This window comes from Chitinophagales bacterium (assembly GCA_019638515.1).
Taxonomy (GTDB): Bacteria; Bacteroidota; Bacteroidia; order Chitinophagales; family LD1; genus UBA7692.
The window spans coordinates 39,065-51,163 of record JAHBTS010000004.1; the positions used below are offsets into that span (position 1 = coordinate 39,065).

Here is a 12,099-nt window from a genome sequence, read left to right on the forward strand (position 1 = left end):
TCTTTTTTCTAATTTCTGTTTTCTAACCTCGTTTTAATAATGACACTTTTGACATTCTGTTCCGCCAATTTTTTCAACGGTAACTTTATCTAACTTCTTACTCTTTAATTCTTCGTGAATTTTTTCGTAAGTTGAATAGTAGTTGTTTGAAGCAAATTGAACTTCTGTTTGGCGGTGGCAATTGATACACCAACCCATTGAAAGCGGAGAGTATTGGTACACTTCTCTCATTTCTTCTACCGGGCCATGGCATGTTTGGCAAGCTACTTTACCTGCATTTACGTGTTGGGCATGGTTAAAATACACGTGTTCCGGTAAATTGTGAATACGCACCCATTCTATTGGCTTGGGGTCGCTCACATATTTTCCTTGATCCGGATCCCAACCGGCTGCGGCATAAATTTTTGCTATTTCTGTTTTGCCAAACTCAGGTCCTTGTTGAACATTTTTATGACAGTTCATACAAGTGTTTACCGAAGGTATGTTGCTATGCTTTCCGGTGGCAGCGGTAGAGTGGCAATACTGACACTCAATTTTATGTTTACCAGCGTGCAATTGGTGCGAAAACTTAATAGGTTGAGTAGGCTGGTATCCTTGTTGGCGACCTAAGTGAATAGCGCCATCTACCAAGTGATATCCTACATATACAATTCCTAAAATAATTACAGTGGCTAAAAACTTGCGGCTTTTCCAAAATGGTGTGTTGTCTTCGGCAGGAAGTGGCTCACCTTTTTTCTCAGCAACAATTCTGTTTAACTTTTTAGTAACGGCCGCTAAAATAGCTACCAATACAACCAAGAATACTACAAAAAGATAAACCGCTGCACCCGGAGCTTTAGAAGCATCTTCTTTAGCTGCGCCTGCATCGGCAGCTTGTGCCGTTTTGCCATCGCCAGCAGCGCCTCCGGCCGGTTTAGTTTCAGAATTATCAACATACAACAATATCTTATCTATTTCCTCGTCTTTCAAAGTAGGAAACATGGTCATTTGCATGGGCGACCAATTGCTCATTTTTTCGGCATACGGGAATCCTGCCTTTACAGGCGTATTCCAGTTGTGAATCCACTCATGCAACCATTGCTTACCGGATTTGCCCTTGTATTCTCCGGCTGCTTCCCAGCGTTCCAAAGTACCCTTTAGGGCAGGACCGGTGGTGTTTTGCAGCGGATTGTGGCAAGCAGCACAGTTAGCCTTAAACAAGGCTTTACCTTCAGCTATTGCAGCAGCATCCTGAGCAAAAGAAATTGAAGAAAACAACAGCAATATGGCTGCGAAAGCCAACGAAAGTATGCTGTATCTCGGTTTTTTGTTCGCGAGGTCCTGCGACCAGCAATGCACATTTGTCATCGAATTGTCAAAATTTTGCCGTGCAAATATGGCATCACATCTTGAAATACCAAATGTAATTGGGTAAAAATTTTGCTTGCTCACTATATTTGAAAACATTTTAATACACATAACAACATGTTGTCCCTGCTTGCTTTGAAGATTTATGCACACCTTCGGTGTTGAAAGAAACTTTTAATAATATATAAAAAGCCGTGTTGCGCTTTCTGCTTTGCTTCAAAATACTGTGTACTTCTACCAGGTTAAAGCATATTGCCAACCAATTACAAAAGCATGTTTGGTATAAACAACCTTGCTTATTGCTGCTCCCACTTCAATTCTCCATCAACCACACTTAGTTTTACATGGCTTCCTTTGCCTATTTCTCCGGCAATAATCATGCGCGAAAGTGGTCTTCGTAATTGGGTGCGTATCATGCCTGTAAGCGGGCGGGCTCCGTAACGCGGAGTAAAACCCATTAGTGCAATTTTTTCTTTTGCTTCGGGCGAAATGTCGAGTGTAATTCCTTGTCTTTCTAAGCTCTTATACAGGCTTTTTACATGAATTTCAAAGATTTTTACCACATTCTTTTCACTAATTGGAGCAAAGGGTACTATTTCTGTAAGACGTGCTAAAAATTCCGGGCGGAAATAGTTTGCCATTATTTCAAGCAAATCGCTGGATTTAGGCACTACGCCTTTTCCAAAACTTTCAATAATATTTTCGGCTCCAATATTGGAAGTAAACAGAATAACGGCATTGCTAAAATCGCCTTCTTTTCCTAAGCGATCGTGCATTTTCCCTTCATCTAAAATTTGGAGGAAAATATCGAATACCGAGGGGTGGGCTTTTTCTATTTCATCGAATAAAACAATGGCATAAGGCTGTTGGCGGATTTTATTTACCAACACACCCCCTTCTTCGTATCCAACATATCCCGGAGGCGCGCCATAGAGCAGTGCTGCGGAGTGTTCTTCTTTAAATTCGCTCATATCGAAACGAATCATAGCCGACTCAGTTTGGAACAAAAACTCTGCCAATGATTTTGCCACTTCGGTTTTACCGGTTCCGGTTGGCCCTAAAAGAAAAAACGAACCAATAGGCTGCCCCTGCTTATTTAATCCCGAACGGGCTTCTAAAATGGCTTCGCTCAGCGATTTTATGGCGTGGTCTTGCCCTACCACGCGTTTTTGCAGTATGCCTTCCATTCCCATAAGCCTTTCGCGTTCTTGCCCTCCCAATTTACCTATTGGAATGCCTGTTTTGTGGGCAATCATGGCGGCAATGTCGGTTTTGTCTACGTGGCTTTTTATGTTTTCTGCCAATGCTGCCAACTTACTTATGGTATCTTTTAGATAAGTTGCCGCAGAATCCGATGTTTCTAATGTATTTATATCGGTTTCGTCTTCTAACTGCCCGGTAAGTACATGGCTTACTTTGCTGTGCAATTCTTTATGAAACCACTTTAATTCGTTTAGCAATTCTATTTCACCTTCGTTTGAACTAAGTAGTGCCGTGAGTGCTTCGTCTAATTTTTGAAGCTCTGCCACGGCTGTATTGGAAGCAAATTTTACCGAGGCCATTGTGCGGTCGAGCAAATCAATGGCGGCATCGGGCAGGCTGCGTTCTTTTGCAAACCTGCGTGCCAAGCGAATGGCTTCGGGTAATGCTTCTTTATCTACGGTTAAGCTGTGGTGTTTTTCGTAGTAAGGCACTATTTTTCTTAACATGCGAATGGCGGTAGCATCATCGGGCTCTTCTACGCGTACTGTTTCGAATCTACGGCTGAATGCGTCATCACTTTCTATATACTTACGATACTCTTCGTTAGTAGTGGCGCCAATAACTGTAAGCTCGCCCCGAGCCAATTCCGGCTTCAATAAGTTGGCGGCACCGGAGGCACCTCCATTTTTATCGAGCAATTGGTGAATTTCGTCTATATATAAAATTGCTTTATCGAATTGCTTCAATTCTTTTACAATATTTTTTAGGCGATCTTCTACTTCGCCTTTATACGATGCTCCTGCCACCAACGAGCCAAAATCTAATTCAAATAAAGTTACGTTTTTAAGATTATCGGGTACTTGACCTTTAGCTACATTTAATGCAAAACCATCTACCAGTGAGCTCTTTCCTACTCCCGGTTCGCCAACAATAATTACATTGGGTTTGCTTCTTCGCCCCAATATCTCTGCCATCATGCGTATTTCTTTATCGCGCCCAATAATTTCATCTATTTTTCCGGTACGGGCATCAGCAGTTTTGTCGGTACAGAATTTAAGCAATGCGTTTGCTCCGGTCTTTTTTTCGGCATTACCCGTATTGGATTTTCCGGTTTCTATTACATTGCCTACCTGGTTGTTTTCTATAGTTGCTTCTACCAGTTCGTTAGCAGCCAATCCAAAAGTTTTAAGCTGCTCGTACGAAAAACCCACACCCGGAGTGGCAATAGAAATAAGTAAATGGATGGCATCAATATCATCGGCTCCAAACTTTAAACGGATATTATCGGCTTCAGCGAAAACCGCTTCGGCTTGTGCATCGGGCTTGGGGCTTTCGGTTGGTTTTCCTTTGGTATAAGTTTCGATGCGTACATCTGCCCATTCATCTAAATAAAACACATCTTTTCCCGAGGCTTCTAATTTTGCCCGCAAGCCAACTTCTTTATGTAGTAAGGCCTTAAGCAAATGTGCCGGACCAAAAGTTGTATGAGAAAAATCTTTAGCGTGTGCCTGTGCAATATGTACTGCTTTTTTAACTGAATCGGTAAATGACATAAAGTTTTCGTTGGAATGTTTTTTGAAAAAAGTTGGAAATGAAGATGCAAATGTTTTTTATTTACATATCAAAAGTTAGGAAATAAAATTATGAGTCTTCCTGCAGCAAGAGTTGGAGATATGCATGTTTGCCCGATGCAAACACCGGGAGTTCCTCCCATTCCGCACGTTGGCGGACCTATATTACCTGCCGGTGCTGCAGTAACAGTACTTATTGGCGGTGTACCGGCTGCAACCGTTGGAACCATGTGTGTGTGTACGGGTCCACCGGATTCTATTGTAAAGGGCTCTGCTACGGTACTTATTGGCGGCAAACCTGCTGCCAGAATGGGCGATACCACCGCACATGGCGGCTCTATAACTTTGGGCTTACCAACTGTGCTCATTGGTGGATAAACAATAAATTCTTTTAAGTTTCTTGATAAGATTATTTTCGCCTCATGGCTAACGAAAACGCTCCTATTGCGCGCACCTCTTTAGATTCAATTATAGTTTACACGCTTTTTACTTTTATGCTTGTTTTCTTAGGTATATTTGCTTTTAGAGCATTTACCGGAGAAGATTGCACTAAGGTTGGCTTTGTGGTTGCCAGCGATTCTTTTAGAGCCGGTGAGGTGGTAAGTCTTCGCGACACCACATTTGGAGCAAAAGAATGGGAATGGAATTTTGGCGATAGTTCTGCAGTTTCTAAAATTAAAGCTCCGGTACACGTTTATGAAAAAGAAGGAAAATACAATATTCAACTTACCGTAAACGGGCAATGCGAAAAATTGCTGACTGTTTCTATTTTGCCTAAGAAAGTAGTTCCCCTAACGCATGAAGCACTACAATTACCTATAATTAAAATACCTAAGTTTATTTTTAGCGGAGAGCCTACTGTTTTTATTGCAGACTCTACTAATGGCTCCACTTTTGAATGGAACTTTGGAGAAACCGACCGTACTGATGCTTCCGGAAAACAAGTGCAATACACCTTTGCAAGTACCGGACAAAAAAATATAACCCTATATGTAAACGGGAAAGCAAACGTGGTAACACTACCAATAAAAGTAATAAAACGCAGTAACGGCAAGCAGCCAACTCCGGCAGAAGTTGTAGCTCAACAGCAAGCTGCTGCTGCTCAACAACCTACAGAAGTAGCCAAAGAAGAAGTTAAAATTACGGCAAAAAAAGCTCCGCTTATTAGCGATGATGGTTTTGCCGATTTATTGCATAAAGTAATAAAAGGAAAAGCCCAACTGAGCGATGTAATGGAATACTCTTGCGGCAAAGGCAATATTCCGGTTACCGTAAACAATGCAGATAGACTTACCTTGGTAGAATTTATTAAAAGGTTGAAAGAAAACAACAAAACCTCTATTAAAAAAGTGCGTTTGCGCACCAATGCCAACAATTGCATTATTGAATTAGAGGTAGAAACAAAGAAAAAACTACTATAGCTCCAACGATTCAAAATGTTAATGTGGAAAAGCTATTTGCACCACAAAGCCTTTTCAATAGGTTTGCACTTTATTATTGAAATTTATGCCTTTGAAGAAAATATACTCCCTACTGCTATATTTTGTTTTTCCTGCTGCGTTGATAGCACAAAACGCCACTGTTAAAGGCGTAGTACGCGATGCCGCCAATAAAGAGCCATTGATTGGCGTTTCTGTTTTTACCTCACCCACCAATGCCTCCTCTACCAATATTTCGGGCAGCTATGAACTTACTGTGCCGGCAGGTAAGTCGAAAATAATATTCACCTACATTGGTTATGCCAACGATACCGTAGAAGTAGATATAGAAAGCGGCAAACAAAAAACACTCAACAACAACTTGGCTTCTGCCGATAAAGAATTAAACACCGTGGTGGTAAGTACCAGCCGCTTCGGCAAAAAAATTCAACAAGAATCGGTTACCATGGAGGTGCTAAAGACAAGATTTGTTGAAACCAACAATATTACCAACGCCCTACAGGCAGTGAGCCGCACACCGGGCGTTACCGTAATGGACGGAAGCGTTTCTATACGAGGCGGTAGCGGTTATGCCTATGGCAGCGGCAGCCGTGTGCTTATGGTAATTGATGAGCTGCCACTCGTTACACCCGACCGCGGAGAAATTAGATGGGAATTGGTACCCATGGAAAACATGAGCCAAATGGAAATTATTAAAGGCGCTTCTACCGTACAATATGGTGCCGCTGCCTTAAACGGAGTAATACACCTGCGTACAGCTTACCCAACCGACACTCCCGAAACCCGCATACAGCTTTATACAGAACAAATTGATGTAAGCAACCGAGTACTAAAAAAAGAATGGCAAAACAAGCCGGAATATGCTTGGTGGAAAAACAGAAAAGACCTAACCTATTTTCAAAAACCACAGCAAACGGGCATTACCTTTTTACACAAACACCGCTTCGGGCAAGTAGATTTTGTAATTAGCGGAAACCTACACAGCCAACAATCGCACCTAAACGAAGAATACGACAACCGCACTCGCTTTACCACTAAGTTGAAATACACACCCAAACAATTGGGCGGCAGGCTTAGCATTGGGCTAAACAGTACTTTAATGTACCGTAAAAACGGTTTCCAATTTTGGTGGAATAGCATTAACACACCATATGTTTCTGCCAGTGGCGTTTCTATAGACGAAAGATATTTCTATGCCTTTATAGATCCTTCTCTAAACTACATTGATAAAAAACATAACCAACACCGCTTCTTGGGCAGATGGTTTTATTTCAACCATTGCGATTACAAAACGGGGCCTCGCGCACAATTCGGCATGTTCGACTACCAGTTTCGCCACGATTTTGGCTCTTTGGCAAAAATTATTGTAGGAGCCAACAACCTTCATTTTTCTAACGAAGACGGCACACTTAAAAACAACAGAGGTAACTACGGTGGTATTTATGTATCGGGCGATTTAAACTATAAAGGATTAAGCGTAAATGCCGGTATTCGCTTAGAATACTTTAATTTAAACAATAAAACAGGCCTGGCACTACTGCGATTCCAAAACGTGAAAAGCAATGGCGACACCGTAAAAACCACACTGCCCGTATTTAGAATAGGCGTAAACTACCGCATAGGAAAATACAACTACCTGCGCACCTCTTTTGCAACAGCATACCGCTTTCCAAGCATTGCAGAGCGTTTTGTAAATTATAGCTTAGGCCAGCTCCGCATTAAAGAAAACCAAGACATACAACCCGAAAACGGTTATACTTTTGAATTGGGCTATAAACGCAGTTTCAATATTTCTAACTGGCGCGGATATGCCGATGCGGTAGTTTTTTGGAATGAGTTTTCGCAGATGATTGAATTTCAAAACACCGAAATTGGCCTAGAAAAAGGAGACGATGGAAAATACACACTCGTAGCCACCTTCCAATCGCAAAACGTAACCCGCGCGCGAATTTTTGGTTGGGAATTAGCCTTAGTTGGGGAAGGGAAAATTGGCAAAAACATAGACATGACTGCTCAACTCGGCTACACCTATTTGTACCCACTCAATTTAGCTGCCGATGGTGCAAGAAAAGATATTGGTTTTACTTTAGACCGCGCATTTGGCACTTTCTACCGCCCCGATTCTGTAAACCGCCTTATTATGCTTAAATACAGAAACCGCCACGTATTTAAAGCAGATATTGATATTCTATTCTACCAGCACTACAGATTCGGCACTTCGCTGCAGTATTACAGCTATATGGATAACGTAGATGCTATCTTTGAAATAGCCATCCCCGACTTGGGCGACTACCGCGCCAAACACTTGTATAAAGGCGATTTTATTTGGGATTTACGCTTTGGCTACGACCTCAACAAGCATGTTTCATTTAACTTTATAGCCCGAAACGTACTCAACCGTTTTTACCAACTTCGACCTGCACGACCCAACCAACCGCGAGCGTTTAACTTCCAGTTGAACTTTAAGTTCTAAAGGCAAAAACTACTCGTTTGTCAACTAATTATTTTTTGTAAAAGTGCTTTACATTTATTTGTAACACCTTCGCAATTTTTAGTTTACCTTCGCAGCATTGTTTCATTCAATTCAATGTTATGTTCGGTTTAGGAACAACAGAAATAGTACTCATAGTTTTAGCTATACTATTGCTTTTTGGTGGTAAAAAAATTCCTGAGTTAATGCGCGGAATCGGGCAAGGTGTGCGCGAGTTTAATGCCGCCAAAGCCAATGTAAAATCTGAAATAGAAGAAGGCATGAAAAACAAACCCGCTTCTAAAGAAGAATCTTCTACAAAAGAAAACAATTAGTTTTCCCCACTGCTAAAAGCCAATGAACGTAGCTACTTACAAAACAATATCTGCCATTAGGCACGATATTGAAAACGGTGTTGTAACCGTACAGCAATTAGTTGCAGCCTATTTGCACAACATATATTCTCAACCACACCTCAATGCTTTCTTAGAAGTATTTGAACACGAAGCCATTGAAGCCGCAAAAGTACTAGACAACAAGCATGCAAGCGGCCTTCCCAAAGGCAAACTTTTTGGTGTGGTAATAGCTTTAAAAGACAACATTTGCTATAAAGCACACAAAGTAAGCGCCTCCTCTAAGATATTAGAAGGCTTTACTTCTATCTATTCTGCCACGGTGGTGGAGCGCTTGCTGGCAGAAGATGCCATTATTATTGGCAGAACCAATTGCGATGAATTTGCCATGGGGTCTTCCAACGAAAATTCTGCCTATGGCAAAGTGCTGAATGCAGCCGATAATACCCGTGTTCCGGGCGGCTCATCGGGCGGCTCTGCGGTAGCCGTACAAGCGCACTTATGCCACGCAGCTTTGGGTTCCGATACAGGCGGCTCTATTCGCCAACCCGCAGCATTTACGGGCACCGTAGGTTTTAAACCCACTTATGGCAGAATATCGCGCTATGGCTTAATTGCTTATGCATCTTCTTTCGACCAAATTGGTCCTATGACACATTCTATAGAAGATGCTGCCCTGCTTACAGAAATAATGGCAGGAAAAGATATGTTCGACAGCACATCTTCTTCCAAACCCGTGGAGCAGGCTTCTTTTACGGGTGAAAAGAAAAAACACCGCATTGCCGTACTCAGCAATACGATTGATAACAACGCCCTGCAGCCCGAGATAAAACAAGCAACCCTCGCCTTTATAGAAAAACTAAAAGCCGAAGGAAACACGGTTGAAACCGTGGAGTTTACTTACCTCGACTATTTAATTCCGGCATATTATGCACTCACCACAGCAGAAGCATCGAGCAACTTGGCAAGGTTTGATGGTGTACACTATGGCTATCGGTCGCCCAATGCCACCGATATGGAATCGGTATATAAAAAATCGAGAACCGAAGGTTTTGGGCGCGAAGTAAAAAACAGGATTATGCTGGGCACCTTTGTATTAAGTGCCGGATACTACGATGCTTACTACGCCCGTGCGCAAAAAGTACGCAGATTGCTACGCGATGAAATGAAGAAAATCTTAACCGATTACAACTTTATTTTAATGCCCGCCACACCTTCTACCGCATTTAAAATTGGTGAGAAAACAAGCAATCCGGTAGAAATGTATTTAGCAGATACTTATACCGTTTTAGCCAACCTTACAGGCAATCCTGCTTTGGCATTCCCCATTGGAAAAGATCACCAAGAATTACCAATAGGCATTCAGTTAATGGGCAACCATTTTGCCGAAAAAGAATTGATGGAATTTGCAGCTAGCGTGTGCTAAACGCCCGGTAAATTTATTACGGTATTATTTCTGAAATAAAGCCTGCTTGTGGTTATTGCCCATCTGGTGTAGCAGCAGGTGTTTCTTCTTCTTCTTTCTTCTTCTTTCTTTCTTTTTTAGGCTCATCATCTACCAACGAAATGCCCTTAGATTGGCCTTTTAAGCCGCCTTTATTCAATTCAAACAATACTGAAAAACGCAAGGTGTTGTCCAACGGACTTGGTGTAACAGAGGTTGGAATTAAATATGAAAAGTTTAGGCCCACAATAGAGTATTTAACGGTAACACCCGCAGTAGCATATTGCCTTCCACCTTTAGATTTTGGTTCATAAAAATATCCAAAACGAGCACCAAATTGCTTATTGTACATGTACTCTGTACCCACACCAATCATAAACTCACTCATTTCTTCTTTAAAGCCGCCCGGAGCATCGCCAAACGAAGTAAACATACCGGAAACTACCGATTTTTCTCTGTAATCGTACACGCCATTGCTGTCTTTATCTACAGTGCTTGGCGTAGGCACCATTAGCTTATTCACATCAAAAGCAAAACTCCATGTGTTTTTGGGATCTATATTTAATGCATAGCTAAAGCCAATACCTAAATTGGTAGGAATAAAATCTTTAACCGTGCTGCTGGTATAGCTTACCTTGTTTCCTATATTGGAAATATTCATACCAACTGCCACATCGTGGCTCATTTTTTGTCCGTCTTTTTTAAAGTTTTGCCTCCAAGTCCAGTTAATATCTCCGGCTCCGGCAATTGCGGGCTTAATAACGTTGCCTCCGGCAGATTGTCCTCCCGCAAGGTTTGAATATGCAAAACGCAAACCTACACCCAGCGAGAATGTTTTTGCCAATTTGCGTGCATACCATGCATCTATACTAAATTCATTGGGTCTAAACGAGCCTAAACTACCACCATTTTCATCAGTAAAATCTATATTTCCTAAAGAAAAATATCTGATAGAGCCGCCTATTGCCTGCTCACCTTTTCCATTTTTATCTTTTATTTTTCCATAACCCGAAAGTGATGTAAGGTAGATATCGTTTACCAATTTTTTAAGCCATGGTGTAAATGAAATGCCCACGCCATAATCCTTTTCTACAAAAGCCATGTTGGAAGGATTTAAGAAAGATCCGTTTATATCCGGAGTGGTGGCAATACCAACATCGCCCATACCACCGGCACGTGCATCGGAATTGATTCTTAAAAAGGGCATGGCAGTAGTTACGGTGTTAATCTTTATGCCATCTTTTACCCAACCTGTTTGAGCGGTTGAAAAAGAAGCTACGATTACCGAAAAAACAACGAGAGCGGAAAGTCTTTTATTGAGCATTATCTTTTTATTCGTTTGGCAAATAAAATATATTTATGAAATAAGCAGTTTTTAACAGCCGGAACAAAACGCACGGGTATGTGAATTATTGTCTAATGATACACACAAAATTTTGGTTTTTCTTTAATTATTTTCCTTTTACTCTAAAGAGGCTGTTTAAGTTACAATGGTTGCGCTAAAACAAGTCTTTAATTCTAGGCTTTTTATTTGGGTCTTTTCTAAACGAATAGCCTTTTTCTATATCGCGCAGCAGCAACACCACATCGCCCATAAGTTGGTTTACACTGTTAGAATCTAAACCGTTATAGTATTGACGTATGTTGCCATTGTAGTCCACCAAAATAAATTTCTCGCTATGAATAAAATCTTCCGGCCCTTCATCGTCTTTAGCGGTTACAAAGAATCCCTTTTGTGCCAAGTCAAAAATTTCTTGCTCTCCTCCTCTTAGAAAATACCACTTCCCGGGCACTGCATTGTGCGCATCGGAATATGCCTTTAGAGCAGCAACCGTATCTTTAGCTTCATCTACCGAAATAGAAATAATTTTCACCTTTTGGTCTTTAATAAAACTCTTTTGAATGCGCGCCATTTGGTTGGTCATGCGTGGGCACACGCCTTTGCAAGTGGCAAAAAAGAAATCTACCACATAAATATTTCCTGCAAGGCTATCGGAATATAAGGTGTCGCCCAACTGTGTTTGAAGTTTAAATGTAGGAACCGTGTGGTAAGCGGTATCGCCCTTTTCGTTTATACCAATTGCAAACATTGGCTTAGGCGGCTTAGGACGCGGCACTTTTGCCAATGGGCGAAATAATAAAAAGAAAATTGCCGGCACTGCAATCAATGCTATAATGGCTAATATACGTACTTTAGAATTCATGATGAAGCGGCAAACCTACATGAATTGCCCGCTAATACCAAACTAAGAACTATAAAGAAACAGGCCTG

9 protein-coding genes are annotated in these 12,099 nt (G+C 41.4%); 5 read left to right on the top strand and 4 right to left on the bottom strand.

The window, feature by feature from the left end; all coding sequences use genetic code 11:
• Window positions 1–33: 33 nt before the first annotated feature.
• On the bottom strand, window positions 34–1,347 hold the full coding sequence (locus KF872_08540) for a c-type cytochrome (protein MBX2903594.1): 1,314 nt from the start codon (window positions 1,345–1,347) through the stop codon (window positions 34–36).
• 296 nt (window positions 1,348–1,643) lie between these two features.
• Window positions 1,644–4,103, bottom strand: coding sequence for an ATP-dependent Clp protease ATP-binding subunit (locus KF872_08545; GenBank protein ID MBX2903595.1), 2,460 nt, complete (start codon window positions 4,101–4,103; stop codon window positions 1,644–1,646).
• Window positions 4,104–4,193: 90 nt separating this feature from the next.
• Between KF872_08545 and KF872_08550 the strand changes: the two genes are divergently transcribed.
• The 5 genes from KF872_08550 to gatA all read left to right on the top strand — a co-directional run bounded on the left by KF872_08550 (window position 4,194) and on the right by gatA (window position 9,809).
• Complete coding sequence (locus KF872_08550; GenBank protein ID MBX2903596.1) at window positions 4,194–4,499, top strand: PAAR domain-containing protein; 306 nt, start codon at window positions 4,194–4,196, stop codon at window positions 4,497–4,499.
• A 44-nt stretch (window positions 4,500–4,543) separates the two neighbouring features.
• Window positions 4,544–5,542 carry a PKD domain-containing protein gene (locus tag KF872_08555; GenBank protein ID MBX2903597.1) on the top strand — a complete coding sequence of 333 codons (999 nt, stop codon included), beginning with the start codon at window positions 4,544–4,546 and terminating at the stop codon, window positions 5,540–5,542.
• A gap of 91 nt (window positions 5,543–5,633) precedes the next feature.
• Complete coding sequence (locus KF872_08560; protein MBX2903598.1) at window positions 5,634–8,033, top strand: TonB-dependent receptor; 2,400 nt, start codon at window positions 5,634–5,636, stop codon at window positions 8,031–8,033.
• Between the two features lie 119 nt (window positions 8,034–8,152).
• Complete coding sequence (locus KF872_08565) at window positions 8,153–8,365, top strand: twin-arginine translocase TatA/TatE family subunit (GenBank protein ID MBX2903599.1); 213 nt, start codon at window positions 8,153–8,155, stop codon at window positions 8,363–8,365.
• 22 nt (window positions 8,366–8,387) lie between these two features.
• A complete protein-coding gene (gatA, locus tag KF872_08570; protein MBX2903600.1) occupies window positions 8,388–9,809 on the top strand; it encodes an Asp-tRNA(Asn)/Glu-tRNA(Gln) amidotransferase subunit GatA in 1,422 nt (473 codons plus the stop codon).
• A gap of 52 nt (window positions 9,810–9,861) precedes the next feature.
• Here the strand turns inward: gatA and porV are convergent, their stop codons facing one another.
• Window positions 9,862–11,151 (bottom strand): type IX secretion system outer membrane channel protein PorV, encoded by a 1,290-nt coding sequence (porV, locus tag KF872_08575; protein MBX2903601.1) that lies wholly within the window; start codon window positions 11,149–11,151, stop codon window positions 9,862–9,864.
• Window positions 11,152–11,326: 175 nt separating this feature from the next.
• Complete coding sequence (locus KF872_08580; protein ID MBX2903602.1) at window positions 11,327–12,031, bottom strand: SCO family protein; 705 nt, start codon at window positions 12,029–12,031, stop codon at window positions 11,327–11,329.
• Window positions 12,032–12,099: the final 68 nt, after the last annotated feature.